Origin of the sequence: Pseudoalteromonas sp. S3260 (assembly GCF_005886925.1) — a bacterium.
In the GTDB taxonomy this organism is placed as follows: Bacteria; Pseudomonadota; Gammaproteobacteria; order Enterobacterales; family Alteromonadaceae; genus Pseudoalteromonas; species Pseudoalteromonas tetraodonis.
Window position 1 is genome coordinate 77,705 of sequence record NZ_PNCV01000035.1, and the last position, 21,284, is coordinate 98,988.

General features: G+C 41.5%; 19 protein-coding genes. 9 read left to right on the forward strand and 10 right to left on the reverse strand.

Annotated elements, in window-relative coordinates; translation table 11 throughout:
- Positions 1 to 2: 2 nt before the first annotated feature.
- Together CWC14_RS06595 and CWC14_RS06600 are read right to left on the reverse strand one after the other, a co-directional pair.
- On the reverse strand, positions 3 to 1,073 hold the full coding sequence (locus CWC14_RS06595) for a homocysteine S-methyltransferase family protein (protein WP_138561979.1): 1,071 nt from the start codon (positions 1,071 to 1,073) through the stop codon (positions 3 to 5).
- Positions 1,063 to 2,010, reverse strand: a complete 948-nt coding sequence (locus tag CWC14_RS06600) for a homoserine O-succinyltransferase (protein WP_138561981.1) — start codon at positions 2,008 to 2,010, stop codon at positions 1,063 to 1,065. The genes CWC14_RS06595 and CWC14_RS06600 overlap by 11 nt, the downstream gene beginning before the upstream one ends.
- Before the next feature lie 224 nt (positions 2,011 to 2,234).
- Between CWC14_RS06600 and ettA the strand changes: the two genes are divergently transcribed.
- The 3 genes from ettA (at position 2,235) to CWC14_RS06615 (ending at position 5,374) form a co-directional block, all read left to right on the forward strand.
- Positions 2,235 to 3,908, forward strand: coding sequence for an energy-dependent translational throttle protein EttA (ettA, locus tag CWC14_RS06605; RefSeq protein ID WP_024601901.1), 1,674 nt, complete (start codon positions 2,235 to 2,237; stop codon positions 3,906 to 3,908).
- Positions 3,909 to 4,045: 137 nt separating this feature from the next.
- Positions 4,046 to 4,408, forward strand: coding sequence for a PilZ domain-containing protein (locus CWC14_RS06610; RefSeq protein ID WP_138561983.1), 363 nt, complete (start codon positions 4,046 to 4,048; stop codon positions 4,406 to 4,408).
- Between the two features lie 57 nt (positions 4,409 to 4,465).
- Complete coding sequence (locus tag CWC14_RS06615) at positions 4,466 to 5,374, forward strand: histone deacetylase family protein (protein WP_138561985.1); 909 nt, start codon at positions 4,466 to 4,468, stop codon at positions 5,372 to 5,374.
- On the opposite strand, the gene CWC14_RS06620 is transcribed toward CWC14_RS06615, so the two are convergent.
- The gene (locus tag CWC14_RS06620) at positions 5,375 to 6,373 is read right to left on the reverse strand and encodes an AraC family transcriptional regulator ligand-binding domain-containing protein (RefSeq protein ID WP_138561987.1); all 999 of its coding nucleotides are present in this window, start codon (positions 6,371 to 6,373) and stop codon (positions 5,375 to 5,377) included. It abuts the gene before it with no gap.
- Complete coding sequence (locus CWC14_RS06625) at positions 6,357 to 7,265, reverse strand: GGDEF domain-containing protein (protein WP_138561989.1); 909 nt, start codon at positions 7,263 to 7,265, stop codon at positions 6,357 to 6,359. The genes CWC14_RS06620 and CWC14_RS06625 overlap by 17 nt, the downstream gene beginning before the upstream one ends.
- Positions 7,266 to 7,550: 285 nt before the next feature.
- Here CWC14_RS06625 and CWC14_RS06630 point away from each other — a divergent pair, with 285 nt between their 5' ends.
- The 4 genes from CWC14_RS06630 to CWC14_RS06645 all read left to right on the forward strand — a co-directional run bounded on the left by CWC14_RS06630 (position 7,551) and on the right by CWC14_RS06645 (position 13,673).
- Positions 7,551 to 9,857 (forward strand): TonB-dependent receptor plug domain-containing protein, encoded by a 2,307-nt coding sequence (locus CWC14_RS06630; RefSeq protein ID WP_138561991.1) that lies wholly within the window; start codon positions 7,551 to 7,553, stop codon positions 9,855 to 9,857.
- A 64-nt stretch (positions 9,858 to 9,921) separates the two neighbouring features.
- The gene (locus CWC14_RS06635) at positions 9,922 to 10,896 is read left to right on the forward strand and encodes a metallophosphoesterase (RefSeq protein WP_138561993.1); all 975 of its coding nucleotides are present in this window, start codon (positions 9,922 to 9,924) and stop codon (positions 10,894 to 10,896) included.
- Between the two features lie 11 nt (positions 10,897 to 10,907).
- Positions 10,908 to 12,860, forward strand: coding sequence for a phytase (locus tag CWC14_RS06640; protein WP_138561995.1), 1,953 nt, complete (start codon positions 10,908 to 10,910; stop codon positions 12,858 to 12,860).
- Positions 12,861 to 12,995: 135 nt separating this feature from the next.
- Complete coding sequence (locus CWC14_RS06645; protein ID WP_138561997.1) at positions 12,996 to 13,673, forward strand: hypothetical protein; 678 nt, start codon at positions 12,996 to 12,998, stop codon at positions 13,671 to 13,673.
- A 3-nt stretch (positions 13,674 to 13,676) separates the two neighbouring features.
- Here CWC14_RS06645 and pdxR read toward each other — a convergent pair whose 3' ends face one another.
- Positions 13,677 to 15,140, reverse strand: coding sequence for a MocR-like pyridoxine biosynthesis transcription factor PdxR (gene pdxR / locus CWC14_RS06650; RefSeq protein WP_138561999.1), 1,464 nt, complete (start codon positions 15,138 to 15,140; stop codon positions 13,677 to 13,679).
- A gap of 106 nt (positions 15,141 to 15,246) precedes the next feature.
- Between pdxR and CWC14_RS06655 the strand changes: the two genes are divergently transcribed.
- On the forward strand, positions 15,247 to 15,780 hold the full coding sequence (locus CWC14_RS06655; RefSeq protein ID WP_138562001.1) for a GNAT family N-acetyltransferase: 534 nt from the start codon (positions 15,247 to 15,249) through the stop codon (positions 15,778 to 15,780).
- Positions 15,780 to 16,367, forward strand: a complete 588-nt coding sequence (locus tag CWC14_RS06660) for an FMN-binding negative transcriptional regulator (protein ID WP_138562003.1) — start codon at positions 15,780 to 15,782, stop codon at positions 16,365 to 16,367. Before CWC14_RS06655 ends, CWC14_RS06660 begins: the two co-directional genes overlap by 1 nt.
- A gap of 79 nt (positions 16,368 to 16,446) precedes the next feature.
- Here the strand turns inward: CWC14_RS06660 and cyoE are convergent, their stop codons facing one another.
- The 5 genes from cyoE to cyoA are packed head-to-tail and all read right to left on the reverse strand — an operon-like array spanning position 16,447 to position 21,270.
- The gene (gene cyoE, locus CWC14_RS06665; protein ID WP_008111919.1) at positions 16,447 to 17,331 is read right to left on the reverse strand and encodes a heme o synthase; all 885 of its coding nucleotides are present in this window, start codon (positions 17,329 to 17,331) and stop codon (positions 16,447 to 16,449) included.
- A gap of 9 nt (positions 17,332 to 17,340) precedes the next feature.
- The gene (gene cyoD, locus CWC14_RS06670; protein ID WP_013464355.1) at positions 17,341 to 17,697 is read right to left on the reverse strand and encodes a cytochrome o ubiquinol oxidase subunit IV; all 357 of its coding nucleotides are present in this window, start codon (positions 17,695 to 17,697) and stop codon (positions 17,341 to 17,343) included.
- Positions 17,697 to 18,329 carry a cytochrome o ubiquinol oxidase subunit III gene (gene cyoC, locus CWC14_RS06675; RefSeq protein WP_076923274.1) on the reverse strand — a complete coding sequence of 211 codons (633 nt, stop codon included), beginning with the start codon at positions 18,327 to 18,329 and terminating at the stop codon, positions 17,697 to 17,699. The genes cyoD and cyoC overlap by 1 nt, the downstream gene beginning before the upstream one ends.
- Positions 18,326 to 20,314: a cytochrome o ubiquinol oxidase subunit I gene (gene cyoB / locus CWC14_RS06680; RefSeq protein ID WP_138562005.1), complete on the reverse strand. Its 1,989-nt coding sequence runs from the start codon at positions 20,312 to 20,314 to the stop codon at positions 18,326 to 18,328. Before cyoB ends, cyoC begins: the two co-directional genes overlap by 4 nt.
- A gap of 2 nt (positions 20,315 to 20,316) precedes the next feature.
- Positions 20,317 to 21,270 (reverse strand): ubiquinol oxidase subunit II, encoded by a 954-nt coding sequence (cyoA, locus tag CWC14_RS06685; RefSeq protein ID WP_138562007.1) that lies wholly within the window; start codon positions 21,268 to 21,270, stop codon positions 20,317 to 20,319.
- Positions 21,271 to 21,284 lie beyond the last annotated feature (14 nt).

Consider the following 21,284-nt stretch of genomic DNA (forward strand, 5'->3'; position numbering starts at 1 on the left):
CCTTAATTTAAGTTACAGGCTTCTAGGCCTGATAAACGCATGCGCACTTCAAGCTCTGGTAATTTTCGTGGTGCTGCGCCTTCAAGCCCTTTGGCAAAGGCAAGAATGTGCGCAGGCGTAGTGCCGCAGCAACCGCCAACAATATTAATAAAGCCCGATTTACCCCAATCTATGATCTCTTTTGCCATGTCGCCTGCTTCTAAATCGTATTCTCCAAACTCATTGGGTAAGCCCGCGTTAGGATGAACAGAGACAAAGGTTTCGCATACGCGTGATAGCTCTTCAACGTATTGGCGTAATAAATCTGGCCCTAGGGCGCAATTTAAGCCAATTGAAAGCGGCTTAATATGGCGAATAGAGTTATAAAATGCTTCGGTGGTTTGCCCTGAAAGCGTGCGGCCTGAGGCGTCGGTAATAGTGCCTGATATCATTACTGGTAATTTACGCCCTGCTTGTTCAAACGCCTCTTCTACCGCGAATGAGGCGGCTTTTGCATTAAGCGTGTCGAATATGGTTTCGATTAAAATAATATCTACACCGCCCTCCATAAGCGCAAGGGTCGACTCCACATACGCAGTCACTAACTTATCAAAGGTGATATTACGATAGCCCGGGTCGTTTACATCCGGAGATAACGAACAGGTTTTAGATGTTGGCCCTAAAACACCTGCTACATAGCGCGGTTTTTCTGGGGTTTTAGCGCTAAATTCATCACATACAGCACGGGCTAACTTAGCTGACTCTAAATTAACTTCACGGCTTATACTCGCCATGTCGTAATCTTCCATCGAAATAGTGGTCGAGTTAAAGGTGTTAGTTTCGATAATATCGGCACCGGCGGCTAAAAAACTGCGGTGTATGTCAGTAATAATTTCAGGCTTGGTTAGGCTTAATAAATCGTTATTACCTTTAATAAGCACGTGCCAATCTTTAAAACGTTCCCCCCGGTAATCTTGCTCTTCAAGCTTATGCGCTTGGATCATGGTTCCCATTGCACCATCTAAAATTAAAATGCGCTGTTTGAGCGCAGCGCTCAGCTCTTGATGCTTATTGTTTTGAGGATTATTCGGCATAGTTGTTAGTCCTTACGTCTTGGCTAACTAAGTTAATATCATAGGGTGTGGTTTGGTAAACGTAATAATTTAACCAGTTTGAAAACAGTAAAAACGCGTGGCTTTGCCATGTTTTAGACGGTTGCTTGCTGGCATCGTCATCAGGAAAATAGTTTTCGGGCTTTGGCGCATCGGGGCTTTTTTGTAAATCGCGCTCATATTCGGCTTTTAAACTGTCGGCATCGTATTCTGGGTGGCCGGTAATAAACACTTGGCTGCCCGATTTATTTTTAAGTAAATACGCCCCTACTCGTTCAGAGCCCGCTAATACCACCAGCTCTTCACAAGCGTTTATTTTATCTATATCTATGTGGCCATAACGTGAGTGCGGCACTAAAAAGGTATCGTCAAAGCCGCGGGTAAGTGCACCATGGGCAAAGTAGCATTGATGGGTAAACACCCCGCAGAGTTTGTTGTCTTTTAAATCGCGCTTTAAATTATAACGGTGATATAAAGCCGCGTGGGCAGCCCAGCACGAAAACAAGGTAGAGGTTACATGCTGCTCGGCCCAATCAATAATCACTTTGAATTCTTCCCAATACGCCACTTCTTCATACTCTAAATGTGCCAAAGGCGCACCGGTAATTAATAGTGCATCGTAATTATTGTTTTTCACTTCTGAAAAGTAACGATAAAAGGTATCTAAGTGTTGCTCTGAGTTGCTACTGCTACGATGCGTGTCAAGGCGCAGTAGCTCTACATTTACTTGCAGCGGAGAATTAGCCAACAAGCGAATAAACTGTACTTCGGTTTCTACTTTATTAGGCATAAGATTAAGAATAGCCAAACGCATAGGGCGTATTTCTTGCGTTTTTGCACGTGTTTTTGGCATTACAAACACGTTTTCATGACGTAAACGTGCAATAGCTGGCAATTCGTCTTCTACTGTAATTGGCATTCTTAAAGCTCCTGCTCATAAAAACCGAGAATTAATACGCTCTCATTATGAACAGAATGTGAAAAATATCAACCTCTAGATGTATAGATGTCTAAATGAAATTTATTCACTCGGTTTGTACAAATTGAATATGTACTTTAAAACAGCCCCATTCGTTGACTGTTTCACCTGTGAGCCACTACAATACAGCATTGAAATTTTTATTATTATTGAAGGCTTCTTCTATGGTTTTACCTGATAAGTTTATATTCTCGATGAGTCGAGTATCTAAGGTTGTGCCACCAAAACGCACTATCTTAAAAGATATTTCGTTGCATTTTTTCCCTGGTGCAAAAATTGGTGTGCTAGGTCTAAATGGTTCTGGTAAATCATCATTACTACGCATTATGGCAGGTGTTGATGAAGATTTTGAAGGTGAAGCTCGCCCTCAACCAGGCACTAAAATTGGTTACTTGCCGCAAGAGCCTGTTTTGGACGAAAGCAAAACAGTTCGTGAAATTGTTGAAGAAGCTGTAGGTGAAGTAAAACATGCCCTTAACCGCCTTGACGAAGTGTATAACGAATACGCAATGGAAGGTGCTGACTTTGACGCACTGGCAAAAGAGCAAGGCGAATTAGAAGCAATTATTCAAGCGCATGATGGCCACAATATTGATAACGTTTTAGAGCGTGCTGCCGATGCACTTCGTTTACCTGAGTGGGACGCTAAAATTGAGCACCTTTCAGGTGGTGAACGCCGTCGTGTTGCTATTTGTCGTTTGTTACTTGAAAAACCAGATATGCTTATTCTCGATGAGCCAACTAACCACTTAGATGCTGAGTCGGTTGCCTGGTTAGAGCGCTTCTTACATGACTACGAAGGCACCGTTGTGGCAGTAACGCATGACCGTTACTTCCTTGATAATGTTGCTGGCTGGATTTTAGAGCTTGACCGTGGTGAAGGTATTCCGTGGGAAGGTAACTACTCGTCTTGGCTTGAGCAAAAAGATGCCCGCTTACAGCAAGAGCAAAAATCTGAAAAAGCACGTCAAAAATCAATTGCACAAGAACTTGAATGGGTGCGTTCAAACCCTAAAGGTCGTCAAGCTAAGTCAAAAGCACGTATGGCGCAGTTTAGCGAACTACAGCAGTCTGATTACCAAAAACGTAACGAAACCAACGAATTGTTTATTCCACCTGGCCCACGTTTAGGTGACCAAGTATTAGAAGTAAACAACTTACGTAAAAGCTTTGGCGACCGTGTTTTAATTGATGATTTAAGCTTTAGCATGCCTAAAGGCGCTATTGTGGGTATTATTGGTGCCAATGGCGCAGGTAAATCAACGCTATTCAAAATGCTAAGCGGTGAAGAGCAGCCAGATAGCGGTAATATCAGCATTGGTGAAACAGTAGAACTGGCAACTGTTGATCAGTTCCGTGGCAACATGGACGAAAGCAAAACGGTATTCCAAGAAATCTCTGATGGCCAAGATGTACTAAAAATTGGTAACTTTGAGTTCCCAAGCCGTGCTTACGTTAGCCGTTTTAATTTTAAAGGTAACGATCAACAAAAGTTTGTTAAAGACTTATCTGGTGGTGAGCGCAACCGTTTACACCTAGCTAAGCTGTTAAAAGCAGGCGGCAACGTAGTGCTACTGGATGAGCCAACCAATGACTTGGACGTTGAAACATTACGTGCTCTTGAGAATGCTATTTTAGAATTCCCTGGTTGTGTCATGTGTATCTCGCATGACCGTTGGTTCCTTGACCGTATTGCTACACACATTTTAGATTACCGTGACGAAGGCCAAATTAACTTCTTTGATGGTAACTACACTGAGTACGAAGAGTGGCTCAAAAAGACCCTTGGCGCAGAAGCTGCACAGCCTAAGCGTATTAAGTACAAAAAAATTGGCTAACAGCCACAGTGAATAAGTTAAAAGCCCTGCATTTTATGCGGGGCTTTTTTATGCGAGCTATTTTTATCTTTGAGCAAATTGGCGTGTTGAGCATTACCAGCTATGCTTATTATAAATAACAACTTTATAAGATTATTATGCAAAACCGTCGGCAATTTTCTCGTATTATGTTCTCTACAGCAGCGCAATTGGAAACGGCTAGCTCCCAGTATGCATGTACCCTATTAGATATTTCTTTACATGGTGCGCTTATTACTAAAAGCGATGCATTTACTGGGAACAAAAATGACGAGGCAGTACTGCGCTTTACTTTGCCACAAAGCGATATTGAAATAAAAATGCCGGTGGTTATTCGTCACATAGAAGAAAATCATGTTGGCCTTAAATGCCATAGTATTGATATAGACAGTATCACGCATTTAAAGCGCTTGGTTGAACTAAACCTTGCTGATGAAACATTATTACACCGTGAGCTTGAAACGCTTATTTACCAAACATAAATAGACGCACTGCGTGAAGTTGATTACCATAACCAAAAATAATTAAACGACGCAGATATGAGTCTAAATCCCAATCTACCTTTAGTTTATCATCCTAATTACTCGTTTAGTTTTGATCCCAAGCATCGCTTTGTAATGAGTAAATTTGCGCAGCTATACCAGCATGTTAAAACCCTTGGGCTTGCTGGCAGTAATATCACAGAACCACCACATGGTAGTGTAGAAGAGCTAGAAATAGTACATTGTGAAAACTACATTCACGATTTATGGCATAATCGCCTAGATGAAAAAGCCATGCGCCGTATTGGCTTACCCTGGTCGCAAGCACTAATGAACCGCACATTTACCGCCCCATTAGGGACACTGCAAACTGCGCGTTTAGCGCTTAAAAGTGGTCTTGCGTGCCATTTAGCGGGTGGCACTCACCATGCCCACAGTGATTTTGGCTCGGGTTTTTGTATGGTGAACGATTTGGCTTTTACCGCACAAACGTTAATTCAAAACCGTGAAGTGACTAACGTACTCATTTTTGATTTAGATGTTCACCAAGGTGATGGCACGGCAGCCATGCTGGCTCATCAACCTTATGCGTTTACCTGTTCAATACACTGTGAGAAAAACTTCCCGTTTAGAAAGTCCCCTAGCGATTTAGATATTGGTTTAGCCAATAATATGCAAGACGCTGAATACTTAGGTATTGTTGACGATACGCTGCAATTTTTATTAAACGAGCTTAACCCAGATCTGGTTTTGTATGATGCTGGGGTTGATATTTGGCAAGAGGATGGCTTAGGCAAACTGGATATTAGTTGGCAAGGAATAGAAAAGCGCGACCACTTAGTGCTTAAGCGTTGTCTTGCAAATAACACCCCGGTGGCCACTGTGATTGGTGGAGGCTATGACAGAGATCATCAGCGACTAGCAAAGCGCCATGGCATTGTTATTGAGCAAGCAGCCAGTTTTTAATTATACTTTTAACTGACTCGGCGTAATACCTGTCCAACGTTTAAATGCACGGCGAAAATTAGGAATATCATAAAATGCAAGCCGATTAGCCACTCGTTCATTACCTTGCTGGCACACCCCCAGTAAATAAAGCGCTTTAAGTTTATTTTGCTCATCTTGTAATTGAGAGTAACTGACACCGTGTTGTTTTAACTTACGTTTAAACGTAGCAGAGCTCATGGCAAAATGCTCAGCACTGTTAGCAAGGCTGTTGTTTTTATCACGGTAAATGCGCTGGCACACAGCCTCAACAAAAGACTGTGATACATTCTTATGTAACTCACTTTGCGCTATGCACTGCTGCCACCTAAGCTGACTAGCCTCTGGGTTTGTGCACTTAAGTAGTTGTTTATTAAAGTGCCAACGGGTATAGGGTTGTTCAAACCGTATTCGTAAGCCTAAGTGCTGCTCATATTCTTGAATATGCCGAGGGCGTTTACAAGTAAAGTCAAAATAACAATGTGGATACACATTACATACTCGTTTTAGTAAGCTCATTAACGCAGCGCTGTATATTTCAAAACAATAATTTTTTAATGACTCGTCCATACCGATACTCGGTTGCAAGTACAGATATAAATCGTCTTTAAATATATGCCTACGGGTAAATAATAAAGGGGCAATAACGGTACTAATTTGTTGTAATTGCTTCAAAGCCATACCTAAACTGGGGCTTAAACGCACACTTTGCACTGCTGGGCTAACGTCATTAACCAATTGATGACCCAGTAAAAAGCCACTATCATTACTCTTCATTAAGGCTTTAAACTGGCTAATTAAAGCCAATAACTGCGATAAACTAAAGCGCTGTGGTAGATCATATAAATCTTGCTCAAAAATACCCGTACCACGCAGCAATTTATGCAGCGGGATCCCTCGTCCTTGAGCAAGCTCCACCAGCGCAGTGATAATCCCCTCGGCGCTGAGGTATTTATCATCTAGGCTAATATACTGCTGCACCTACAAGCGCCTTTTGTTGTTGTAATTGTTGATGTAACAGGCTGGTTTGCTGCACTGGATCTTGCGCTAAATCCATTGCCATGGTGGCGGTTAAAATATGCTGAAACTGTGCGCCTTTGCTTTTTGCGACTTTAAACGCACAATGGTTAAGCGCCGCTTTCATTTGCGCTAGTAATTCTTTGGCTTGGCTTTGGCTGGTATTCGGCATAAGCACAATAAAGCAATCTCCGGCATAGCGACAAAGCACATCATTTAATCGGCAATTCATTACTAATAAATCACTAATTTCTCTTAGTAACCTATCGCCTTCACTAAAACCAAACTGCGCATTAAACTTTGCAAAATCACGAATATCAATAACACCTAAAGTGCCGCCTTGCTGCTCTGTTTGTTGTTGCTGCATGAGTGAATGTAAGTAGTTAACTCGGTATAACCCTGTTACAGGACAGACTTTTTCATGCTCTCGCAGATGCGCTTCTCGACGACGCAATTGACGATTTAAAACAAATTGTTCTTGATGCCAATAATAAAGCCCAACACTGGTAAGCGACATACCAAACGGCGCTGGCAGTGATTCAAACCAGGTGAGCCATAATTGTGAAGGTTGCTTTAACCACTCATCGAGTAAATCGAGTGTGGCTGAGAACATAAACAAACCTAAACCTAACACTAATAAGGTAGTTACTTTGCCTGGCGGTCGTGAAATAAGTAACGCAACTATCCAGCTGAGTGTCATCAACACAATACCGCCCTCACCAACAATATCGAGCCACGCAATTTCTTGCCATTGCTTAAGTTCACCAAAGTAAGCGCATATTGCTACAGCAATAACTAATAATAAAATGATGGTATTAGTTAATTTTGCATGGTTGGTAAATGGGTTATATCGCATTAGGGTGGCTTCTTTAGTCTATGTTGGTCTGCATGCTAGCTTAGTCATGCTGTGTTCGTCAGGGTCATTTTGGCTCATTGATATGACATTGAGATTAAAATTTATAAGTATTTAACCTCGTAATAACCATTTTTAGTGCGCTGGAGCCGTGTTTAAACAGCTCAAATGTCTGTTTAAAAAGCACTAAGTTCGCGTTTTGTCAGGAATTAACTGTAAAACTGTCACATTAGCGTCATTAACTTTTTTTAGTTTGCTCACCAAACCAAGGACAACCGGAGCAAATCAATGAAACAATTTAAGTTAAATGCTGTTGTGGCGGCATTAGCACTGAGCCAATTTAGTATTAGCGTAAATGCACAAGAACAAACATCGCCAAGAGAACCTGAAGTAAAGATTTCTGAAGAGCTTGTGGTCTATGGTGAGATTGGTTATCGCAACCGCTCGCAAGAACTAGCGCCCACGCTTGAATATTCACAAGAGTACTTTCAGCGTTTTGAACCACTCACCGCGGGTGATGCACTAAAGCGTGTTCCTAGTGTGACTTTTTTATCTGACGTACTTGAATCAGACGGCGCACGTATGCGCGGTTTAAGCCCTGCGTATACTAAAGTACTCATTAATGGCGAAGAAGTACCGGGTGCCGGTGCTGACCGTTCATTTTTTGTGGACCGTATTCCAGCAGAATTAATTGAGCGTGTAGAAATTATTCGTTCATCTAGTGCCAACCGCTCTGCCGATGCCATAGCAGGCACACTTAATATTGTACTTCGCGATGGCTATAGCTTAGACGGCGGTTATATTCGCGCTGGTGGCTTACGTTACGATGACGGCGAACTAAAAGAAAGCTTTGCGGGCGTTTACGGTACTGAGTTTGCAGGTGGCCGTTTACTAGTAGGTGCCAATTTACAAGGTCGTTATAACCCAAAACAAAAATCAAGCAGACGTTATGGCGATAGCCCTGAAAATAACCCTAATTATGCAACAGACGATTTTGATAACCGTGAAGATCAATCTGATACTCGTGATGGTGATGATACCTCTTTAAATGCCAGCTTTGAAAAGGTGTTTGATAACGGCGGCAAGTTTGATATTAGCGCCATGTGGGTTGATACCGACCGCACCGAAGACGAACGCTCTTTTGAATACGACGACCCCACTGCAACCTCAGGCTCTGTCGTTGAGGGTGGTAATTTAATCTCAGATAACGCAAACGTTTCGTTTATTGACCAAACTAACTACAACATTAATTCTGGCTATGAATTACCCCTACTGGGCGGTACCAGCAAATTTAAATTAGGTTATGCCAGCTTTGAAGAATCTGTTTATGAACAAGAAGTTGAGCTTGATACCTCAGAGCTCCCAATGGTGTTTGAAGAAGCAGAAGAAACCGTTGATATCGATGATAAAGAATGGTCATTACAATGGCAGCACAGCTTACTGGTAGGTGACTCGAAAGAAGTTCAATTTGGTGCTTTTGTGCAAGGCAAAGAGCGCGATACCGCCATTTTTGTCGCTGAAGATGAAAGTGAGCAAACACTGACTGGATGGGCTCAATTTAGCGAGACGCCAATGTCATTAGCACAATTTAACAACGAATTTGAACCAGTAGACGGCGGAGTTAATAAACTTGAAGAAGACCGTTTTGATTTATTTGCGCTAATCAAGCATGAAGCGGATGTGTTCTCATGGGAGATGGGGGTGCGCTGGGAGTCAACTGATTCAAGTATTACCGATACCAATGAAGGCGTAACTGCCGAGAATGACTATGACTTTTTCTTACCTTCGGCTCACTTTCGTTACAGTGTAAGTGATAACGGTCGAGTAAGCGCCTCTATTGCACGTAGCTTACGTCGCCCTGACTTTGACTACATAACACCCGCCCTACTTGAAGAAGAGCTCGCTGATAATGACTTTTTAGGTAACCCAAACCTTAAGCCAGAATCTTCTTGGGGTATCGATTTAGGTTACGAATACCGTTTAGGTAAAAGTGGCGTTGTCGGTGTAAACGTATTTTACCGTGACGTTAGCGATTTAATTGAAATTGCCAGCACAGGTGTTGAAGGCTCAGAAGGCGAAGGTACATTTGTACTGCAACCACAAAATACTGGCGATGGCACAGTACAAGGTATTGAGTTTGATTTATCAACGCCACTGAGCGCAATCAACATGCCAAATACTGGTATTTTCTTAAACTACTCTTGGCTTGATAGTGAAGTTGAAGACAGCTTTGGTAAACGTAAGTTTAATGACCAATCAGATTATGTTTATAACATTGGCTTTATCCAAGATTTACCAATACTGCGTGCATCATTTGGTGCAACTTACCGTAACCAAGGTGATGCATACGGACGCTTTGTAGGTGAAGAAGTTACCACCTCTTACGGTGCTGATTTAGAGCTTTTCGTTGAAAAGCGCTGGGATGACATCACTCTACGCCTTGTAGGTTCAAACTTACTGGATGCCAGTAAAGACGAAGTTTTCAATAAGTTTGACTCGCTTGATGATCAAAACAATCGTGACTTTGATGAGTACGAGCTTGAATCGGAAGAAGCAGGTCCTGTGGTTCAACTAATGTTGCGCTACGCATTTTAATAGCAGGTATCATCATTTTAGGCACGTGATAAATTGCTATTACGTGCCTTTTTGGAGTTAGAACATGTTTAAATTGTCTTTCATAATGGCCGCCCTACTGAGCTCATCAGCGCTCAGTGCTGGTGAGCCCGTTATTTATAAAGATGCACTATATCAACAACAAAAAATAGCCAAGTTAACTACGTTACCTAATAGCCTTAACTTTATGGTTATTGGTGATTGGGGACACAACGGCCACTTTTATCAAAAAGAGGTGGCTCATCAGCTAGAAATTGCTATGTATCAAACTGATGCCGATTTTATTGTCTCGACCGGCGATAACTTTTACCCAAATGGCGTGGCAAGTGTGAACGATCCTCTTTGGCAATCAGCCTTTGAGAACATATACCATGGCCCGCACACATTTGAAGATTGGTATGTTGTTTTAGGTAATCACGATTACTTAGGTAATGCCCAAGCACAAATTGACTACACCGCAAAAAGTCAGCGCTGGCAGTTACCTGCAAGGTACTACAGTAAAACATTTGCGCTTGAAAACAACGAGCAAGTGTTAATGGTGTTTTTAGATACCAACCCGATTCAACCTGAATATAAAACCCGTGAAAAATACCGCTCAACTCAAGGGCAAAGTTATCAAACACAATTGGATTGGCTTGAAACCCAACTTGCTGGCAGTAACGCAAAATGGAAAATTGTGGTAGGCCATCACCCGCTTTACTCAAGCGGCAAACGCTTTGGCCGCAACCAAGGGCTTCGCGACATTTTAGAACCTATTTTGGAGCGTCATAACGTGCACGCTTATATCGCAGGGCACGAGCACGACTTGCAATACAACCAACCAAAAAATAGCAAGGTGGCTCACTTTGTCTCTGGTGGTGGCAGCGAAGCGCGGTTTGTAAAACAACGTGAATTTACCCGCTACGCAGAAGCAACACCTGGTTTTTTAAGTATCTCTATCAATGGCGAAACTCTCAGTGTAAGCGCGATTAATCACCTTGGTGAAGTACGTTTTAACACTGAAAAGCACCTAGATAAGTAAAGGATAAAATAATGAACTTTAAACTAAATACAATTTCAGCGGTGCTATCAAGTGCTGTGCTTGTAACTGCGCTTAGCGGTTGTACAAGTAATGACGATACCCAAAACACGACTGAAATAGCAAAGCTGGCTGTTGAGGCTAAGTTATTTGGCCCACAACAAAACATTCAAGGCTCACAAGCAGCTGCACTTGGTAATAATCAATGGCTAATGACGAGCGAAAGCCAGGGCTTATTACTTACCGATAACGAGAAAAGCCGAGTGCTGTTAGCCGGTAACTTTAAGTCAATTTCACTAAAACAATTATCAGCGCAGCAATTTTTATTGGCAACTCTAGATAACAACCAAGACAACGTAGCCATTTTTAAGCTTATAAAAAATGGCCAAACTTGGCAGCTAAATGAACTCACCCGCATTAGTCCACCTCAAGCCCAGCCCGATGCCGTGTGTTTATTTAAAAATAGCAATAACGAAACTGTATCAGCATTTGTGCCAGATGTTCGCGGCTTGATCAGCGAAACGGTTATTTATGATTTAGCCACTAACCAAGCTAAAAATATCGCAGTACGTGAGTTCTCTGCAGTCACAGAGGCTTCAGGTTGTGCAGTAAATGACGACACAAAAACCCTGTATGTGAGTGAGGCAGAGCTCGGAGTGTGGGCCATTAATGCTGATGCGGAATCAGCTGCCAATAAGCAACCTGTGGCTTTAGTACAGCCATACGGCGAATTAAACAGTGAAATCGGGGCTCTATCGGTATCACAAGACGGTACATTATGGCTGAGTGCCACTGATGGTAATAAGGTTTATGCTTACCAAGCTCAAACAGACAAGCTAAGCCAATGGTCGCTGGCAGGTGAGCACACAATAGAGTCTGTTGCAGCGAGCTTTATCAATGACAGTCAAGCCCAGCTGGTATTAATTGATGATGAAACAGGCGCTTACATTCAAGCAAACGTTAACTACACAGCGCAAACAGCGACTTCACAAAACAATGTCGCGATGACTCACCTTCATGCCAGCGCACAAACTACACCGGTTGCTGCGTTTGGTGATGCAGCAGATGATCCGGCTATTTGGATTAATGAGCAAGACGCTAAAAAAAGCTTAATTTTAGGCACAGATAAACGCCGCGGCTTGATGGTTTATGACCTTGCTGGCAGCAAAGTACAATCGCTTAATGTTGGCCGTTTAAATAATGTTGATGTGCGCCAACATCAAGACATAAACAACCAGACCCATACGTGGATCACTGCCAGTAACCGTACTCTTAATAGCATTAGCGTATTTACTGTAGATGGCGATAACCAAGTAAACCATGTGACAGAAATAGCCACTAACCTACCTGAGATTTACGGTATGTGTATGTATTCCTCTGAGTCTGGCCATTACGTGTTTGTTAATGATAAATCAGGTTTATTTCAGCAATATAAACTCATCGGTGAGCAAAGTAATTTAAGTGGTGAACTGGTTAGAGAGTTTACTCTACCAAGCCAACCTGAAGGCTGTAGCGCTGATGATAATCTAGGCCAACTATTTGCAGGTGAAGAAGATGCAGGCATTTGGTATATCGGTGCAGAGCCTACCGCTGGTAACAAAGCAGTAAAGCTACAAAGTGTTAATGAGCAACTGGTGGCAGATGTTGAAGGTATGGAAATTTATCATGCTAATGATGCTCGCTATTTAGTGGTATCAAGCCAAGGCGATAATAGCTATGTGCTTTATAAAATCTCAGATGACACACAGCCTAGTCTAAGCTTTGCAGGTAAGTTTAATGTAATTGCAAACCTAGATAAAGGCATTGATGGCGTAGGTGAAACTGACGGTTTAACCGTTACAGCAAAAGCTTTACCAGGTTATCCTGAGGGTATGCTTATAGTACAAGACGGTTATAATCGTATGCCTCTCCAACCACAAAACTTTAAAATTATTGACTGGCGCGAAGTGAAAAAAGCAATTAGATAATAGCTAACCCTAAATGTACTGATACACGCTAAAGCTTTAGTGTGTATCACGTTTAAGCTTTACTAAAATATAACTAAAGATAATTATGTATAAATGTATACTACACTTTATATCTATAAATTAATTGAGGTTATTATGCGGCTACCCTACTTCGTATATTTATTTATCAGCATTATATTTTGTACCAGCTCGCTTGCTAATGCCGAAGAGCCACCAGAACTTCCGCCATTAAACCCCAAATATGAAGCAGAGCATGCCATGGTATTGGTTAATAAAGGTTCAAGTGTATACGCCATTAACATTCCAAGCTTTGAGCTTCCCTTTGATATGCATGTTATGTACAAGGTAGATGTATCTGATATTCCATTTTTAGATTTAGTACGTGATGCTGAGTTAGTTACAGTAAAATCAAAGCCGTTTAATATTCAACGCTTAATGCGAGGCGAAGAAGTCGCGATTACCGCAGATGTGTATCTTGGAGATTATAGACAAGGAGGTAGCTTAGTTTACAGCGATAAATTAATAGAGCTTAGCGAGCAGTTATTTACTCGTGAGCTAACTGATTTAAGCCCAGCCTCAAAATGGCAACAGTACGACATGGTTACGCTAAAAAATAACGAGCGTATTTACATTCACCAAATAACTCAACCACCAAGCTATCATCATATTATGTTTGTTGATTTAAGTGGTGCCTGTTTACAAAAGTTTCGCACCTCAACTGAAGTGCCCTCTGCTGGTGAGCTCAATTATAAATTTATAAATTGTGGCACATTGAAACCGATGTTTTATGATGCTGAAAGCTTAAGCAAATAAGCTTTATTTGAAAACGTGTTCAGCAATCAATTCAAGTCCAGCTTGCATCGCCAAAGTTGATTGCCCAGCAAATCCTAAACGTACATAACTGTGTTGCTTAGGTATTAAGCTGCGTTCTGAGTCTTTAAAGTAAAATTCAGGCTCAACCTGTACATACACGCCTTTACTTTGCAGTACTTGCTTTAATTGGTCCACCGGTTTATTTAAATTAACCCACATCGCCATGCCACCGTCGGGTTTTATATATTCAATTGGATAGCCTGATAATTGCAGCTGCGCTAGATAATCACCCATCGCTTCATAGCGCTGCTTATAGAGCTTTGTCATACGCTTTAAATGGCGTTCAAAACCACCTTCTTTCATCCAGTGTGCGACAGCTAATTGCATAATCACATCATTTTTATGGTTCATTAGCTGCTTCCATGCGGTTAATTGTGCGATTACCCCAGGCGCTGCACAGATATAGCCAATCCTTGCTGCTGAAAACATAATTTTTGAAAACGTTGATAGATATATCACAATGCCTGCGGGGTCATCGGCAGCCATGGGTTGCAAAGGCTGGCAACGGTAGTGAAATTCATGGTCGTAGTCATCTTCAATAATCATCACATTATGGGCATAACACAGCTGATAAATTTGTAAGCGCCGGGTGGGTGATAAGGTCACAGTCGTTGGGTATTGATGCAGTGGCGTTAAATACAGAAGTTTAATGGGATAGCGTTCAAGCTGAGTTTTAAAATCATCAACACACAACCCTTCATCATCTTGTTTTATATCTATAAGCTGCGCGCCACATGCTGCAAATGCTTTACGAGCAGGCGGGTAACCTAAGGTTTCGGTTGCAACATAATCGCCTTTATTAATAAAGGCTTTTGATACTAAAAAAAGCGCTTCTTGAGAGCCATTACACATAAGAATATCGGCTGTTTTTAGGTTTCGTGCTTTGTGTAAATAATGACTAATTTGCGATTTTAAATTAGGCTGCCCAGCCACATTACCATAGTGAAATTGGCTGGTATCTAAATGATTAAACACATGACTTACAGAGCGTTTAAATTCTTTATAGGGAAAGCGTGTTAAATCGGGTAAGCCTCCAGCAAAGTTATAAGCATAGTGATTTAAGTCCATTGTAGGTCCTGACACCGTAAGCGTGGTAGCAAATCGATACGGCTTAGGAGCCAATGCTTGAGACTGGGCAATGTTTATACTGTTTTGAATAGGCAATGTATTGGTAACGCTGTAGCCTGATCGTTCATAGGATTCCAACCATCCTTCTGCGACAAGAAGTTGTAGGGCATTCATTATTGTATGACGGTTTAATCCGTATGCTTGTGCCATATCGCGTGCAGAGCAGAGTTTGCTGCCAGCGAGAATGTCCCCTTTTATAATCGACTCCCTAAGTGCATCTGCTATTTGCAGGTATTTAGCTTTACTCTGGCTAGTGAGCTTTATATTAAGTGGCTGCATAAACACCTTCCAAACTGGTATAGGTAAAAATTAAATTTTGGTTGTTTTTAATAAACCAATAAAGCGTACATTTGTTATGAATAAATAGCAAAATATGGGGCTTATAATGTTCACAACGCAAATTCATCAAACCAACAAGGTTGCCTTAGAGCCACTTAAACTCAAACATCTCGAGGGTCTATATCAAGCAGGTAAACATCCACAAATTTGGCAGTGGGTATTAAGTAATTACGCACAAACTCAAGTTAAGTTGGAGCAATGGTTTACACATAGCGCGCAGTTTAATCAAAACGAGCAAGTGGTATTTGCCATTATTGATAAACATTCACAGCAAGTTGTTGGCACAACCCGTTTATTTAGGTTAGACAGTGACAACTTAAGCGCTGAAATTGGCCATACCTTTATTAGCTTCACTGCACAGCGGACATACGTAAATACGCATGCAAAATATTTACTTCTGAGATATGCATTTAATCAACTTAATTTAGTACGGATTAGCTTTAATACCCATGAGCACAATCAACAATCACGCAATGCAATTGCCCGTTTAGGCGCTAAGTATGAAGGAATAGCCCAAAAAGACCGACGCCTAGAAGATGAATGGCCAGCTATAAAGCTACGGCTTGAGGAGCAATTATAATGTACCCACCCGAGCACTTTATGCAAAAAAATACCGAGCAATTGCATGCGCTTATTAATAACTTTCCATTAGCAACAATTTTTATGCCCTGCTCAAATAGTAAATTAAATAACATTTGTCATGTACCTATGTTATTCAACTCTTTAGAAAATATGTTTATTGCACATGTAGCAAAGCATAATCCACTATCAAAGCTTGATAATAAACAGGTGAATTTACTCTTTAATAGTGACAATTGCTATTTATCACCCTCCTATGCGGATAATCAAACATTGCCTAGCTGGCTTTACGCATCGGTGTTAGTGACTGCAAAAGTACATATTATTAAAGATGAGCTAAAAAAAGATCTCGTAATGCGAACCCTTACTAGTCATTTTGAGAAAACATTTGAGCCTGAGTGGAAAACTGATGAAGTGCCTGAGCAGCATCGCAATACAATGTATCAACACCTGAGTTTTATAGAGCTTACGCCAATTCACTGGCAAGGTAACTTCAAACTCAGTCAAAATAAATCAGCCGCTATAAGAAATAAAATAAAACAAAGTCTGGTAGATGCCAATAAGCACTCAATAGCAGCCTTATTTTAGGAATGAAAAAAGGCTCCTCGCAATGCTCAGAGCCTTTGGTTAACTTTGGGAATTAACTCGGTTCATTGATCGTTTTAGATCAGTTTAGCGCCACTAACTGTGGCGCAATTGTTTGATAATCAACCGCCATGGCAATACTCAAAGCGGTAATATTAATAATTGAAAACGCAAACACTTGGCGTGCCCAACGGGTGGTGTCTATGTTGTAGCGATACCCTCTAAGTGCCATGAGTAACCACCAAAAACTGGTAATACAGGCAACGGCCATAAAGGCAGCACCGGTATAACCACTAATTGGCAATAGCATCACTACTAAAGCATATACTGCAATATAAAGCACAATATGGCGCTTAGCTTTATTAACACCTTGCGCCACGGGCAATACTGGAATATTAGCGGCTTGGTAATCCTTAAAGCGAAAAATAGCAATCGCATATGAGTGCGGCATTTGCCACAAACTAAACATCACCAGCAGTATTAATGCACCCATATCGAACACACCCGTAACGGCACAATAGCCAACAACAGGTGGAACTGCGCCCGATAGACTACCAATAAAGGTGCCGTAAACAGAGTTGCGTTTCATGTAGAGGCTGTACACCCCTACATAAATGACATAGCCAAAGGCGGCAAAAAATACCGCCGCTTGAGTGGTAAAGGCGATTAATAAGCCAAAGCCAATTAGCCCTAATAACACGCCATGGCTTAAAGCGGCTTTTGCAGACATTTCGCCCGTTACAGTTACACGTGAGCGAGTACGTGCCATAGCAACATCAATGTCTCTATCAATAACATTGTTTATGGCACATCCCGATGCAACAACAAGCGATAAACCAACCAAGGTAACCAACATTAACCATGGGTCTATATCACCGCGGGCGGCAAGTAAAAAACCACCGGCAACGCTGATCAAATTCCCCATAATAATACCTGGCTTAGTAACAGCTAAATAACGACGAAACATCTGAAACCTCTAATACATCATCATTGCGTTTGATTCATAAATGATCCAAACAGACAGTCCAACCACCATGACGATGATCAACGCGCTAAACAAGAAGGTAAAGGTATTCGCTTTGCCTTCATCGGTGGTGAAATTAAGGTGTAAAAAGTATTTTAAATGCACCCAAATTTGCACGATTGCAAAAGTAACGATACTCCAAAGCGTGGTGACTTTTGAAAAATCGCCCTCCATCACCATCCAAAATGGAATGGCCGTTAAAATCACTGACAAGACAAAACCAATAAGATAGGTTTTTACACTGCCGTGTGACTGATCATGATGTTGGCTTTGCATTTGCGCTAAAGCATGCGTTTCGCTATGGCTCATTACATTGCTCCCATTAAATAAACAACAGTAAATACACAAATCCACACAATATCTAAAAAGTGCCAAAATAAGCTTAAGCAACTTAAGCGCGTGACGGTTTGTTTACCTAAACCGCGCTTAATCACCTCAATCATCATTATGCTCATCCAGATAAGGCCTGCAGTTACATGTAAACCATGCAAGCCCACTAATGAGAAAAACGATGTTAAAAAAGCACTTTGCTGTGGGCCATTGCCATGAACAATTAAATGATGAAACTCATAAATTTCCATACCAATAAACACCGCGCCTAAACAAAAAGTGACCGCGAGCCAACCAAGCGTCAGCGCCTTTTTTTGCCCTTGAGCGGCAATCATGGCAAAACCAAAAGTAATACTACTTATAAGTAGCGCCGCAGTTTCAACGGCAACAAAATCAAGCTCAAAAATATCTTTGCCCGATACACCACCTGCGGTGTTCATATAAAGCACTGCGTAGGTTGCAAAAAATGAGGCAAATAAAAGGCAATCGGTCATTAAATAAAGCCAAAAGCCAAAGATTGTATCGCCAGAGGTATCGTGATGTTCATGCGTATGACTTACGCTATGAGACTCAAAATTTACATGGCCTTGAGTTGCAGATAACGTACTCATGCGCTTACCTCCTTCGTATTACTGGCAATATGCGCGCCTTCAATTTGTAATATTTCATCGTTTTGCACGTAGTAATCAACATCGCTGGTGTAAGCGCGGTTAATAAATAGCGCAATTGCACCAATAAAACCAAGCCCTGCTAACCACCAAATATGCCAGATCATGGCAAAACAAAACGCCGTTAAACTCGCAGCAATAAGCACACCCGATGCGGTATTTTTTGGCATATGAATTGGGCTATAGCTAGATTTACCTTGATAAGCTAGGCCTTTTTCTTTCATGTCAGTCCATGTATCAATATCATCAACATGCGGGATTTCAGCAAAGTTATAGTATTGTGGCGGTGATGACGTTGACCATTCAAGGGTGTGACCGTTCCAAGGATCGCCGGTGGTATCATCAAGCGCTTCGCGGTTTTTAAAGCTCACATAAAGCTGAATAACTTGGCAAATAATACCGAACATAATAATCACGGCACCCACTGCAGCAATATAAAGCCAGATATTCCAATCAGGATTATTAGAGTGATTTAAGCGACGAGTCATGCCTAAAAAGCCGAGTACGTACAATGGCATAAAGGCTACAAAGAAACCGATTAACCAACACCAAAATGATGCTTTACCCCAACGTTCATCAAGCTTAAAGCCCATTGCTTTTGGAAACCAAAAAACAAAACCCGCTAAGTAACCAAAGACTGCGCCACCAATGATGGTGTTATGGAAATGAGCGATTAAGAATAAGCTGTTATGCAATACATAATCGGCACCAGGGATTGCCAGTAATACCCCCGTCATACCACCAATACTGAAGGTAACCATAAAACCAAGCGTCCAAAGTACAGGTACAGTAATGCGCAAACGGCCACGGTAAATAGTAAACAACCAACTAAATAACTTAACCCCAGTAGGCACAGCTATGACCATGGTCATTACCCCAAAGAAGGCATTTACATTGGCACTTGAACCCATAGTAAAGAAGTGGTGTAACCATACAATAAAACCAAGAATAGAAATGGCACCGCTGGCATATACCATCGATTTATAACCAAATAAACGTTTACCAGTGAAGGTCGACACTATTTCAGAGAAGATACCAAAAGCTGGTAATACTAAAATGTATACCTCTGGGTGACCCCATGCCCAAAACAGGTTGATATACATCATGGCGTTTCCGCCGGCTTCATTAGTGAAGAAGTGGAAATCTAAATAACGGTCTAGCGTTAGCATGGCCAGCACTGCGGTTAAAATTGGAAATGATGCCGCAATTAAGATATTTGCCCACGTACATGTCCAAGTGAAAATTGGCATTTTCATCAGTGTCATACCAGGGGCACGCATTTTAAATACTGTCACTAGGAAGTTAACAGCGGTTAATAGCGTACCGAGCCCCGATATTTGCAAGGCCCAAATATAATAATCGACCCCCACCCCAGGGCTAAAGGTCAACTCCGACAACGGTGGGTAAGCAACCCAGCCTGTTTTAGCAAATTCACCAAATATCAGCGATAGATTTATTAAAATGGCGCCACTAGCGGTAAACCAAAAACTTAAATTATTTAAAAATGGAAAAGCCACATCACGGGCACCAATTTGCAGTGGTACAACAATATTCATTAAACCAATCATAAATGGCATCGCCATAAAGATGATCATAATAACGCCATGAGCGGTGAATATTTGGTCGTAATGTTCTGGTGGCAGATAACCTGGCGCGCCACTGGTAGCAAGCGCTAACTGCGCACGCATCATAATGGCATCAGAAAAACCACGAAACAGCATGATTAGCGCTAATAAAATGTACATAACGCCTAAGCGTTTATGATCAACCGAGGTGATCCAGTCACGCCAAAGCACACCCCATTTTTTATATTTTGTTATTAGCCCAGCTATAATAAGCCCGACAACAGCAATCACCGCCATGGTAACCATGATAATAGGTTCATGAAACGGAATTGCATCTATAGATAATTTACCTAAAAACGACATGATTATTCCTCGCCCTGGCTGTGTGATGATGGCATTGAATGATTACCCATTGCTTGATGCTCATTACTCATCTGCTGATGTTTATCCATCGAGTGGTGTTTTTTGTTCATATCGCCATGCGCCTGCATGTATTTCATCACTATGGTATGAAATAAACCGTCATCAACCTTGCCATAGTAAGCGACTGGGTTGTTCTCACTTGCTTTTGCAAGCTCAACATAATTGGCATGAGTAAGGTTATTAGCGTTAGTTTTTACCTGTTCAACCCACTGGTTGAAGTCAGCTTTTGTTGGCGTTGCGATGGCATTAAATTTCATACCAGTAAAACCCGCACCACTGTAATTAGCCGAAAAGCCTTTAAACGTGCCTGGCTCATTAGCAATTAAATGCAGCTTAGTTTCCATACCCGCCATTGAGTAGATTTGACTACCTAACTGAGGAATAAAAAACGAGTTCATGGTACTTTCTGACGTGATTTTGTATTCAACCGGAACATTAGCAGGAAATACCAATTCGTTTACCGTGGCAATACCTTGTTCAGGGTAAATAAATAACCACTTCCAATTAAGTGACACCACTTCAACAGTAAGATGTTCACCTTTACCCTCTATCGGTTTATAGGGGTCAAGCTCTTGAGTTGACTGCCAGGTGATCACACCTAAAATAACAACAATAACAATAGGAACCGCCCATACAACAGCCTCAATCTTATTAGAGTGAGCCCATTTTGGTGCGTAAATTTCATGGTTTTGTGTGTCTCTGTATTTCCAAGCAAAATATAAAGTCATCACAATAACGGGGATCACAACTAACAACATAAGCACAGTGGCGATGATGATCAGATTTTTCTCATCAATACCTATCTGCCCTTTTGGGTCGAGTACCCCGCCATTACAGCCTGATAAAATCAGCGCCATACTAGCTAAAGCAATATTAAAAAGGTTACGAATTAACAAGGGACTATCCTAAA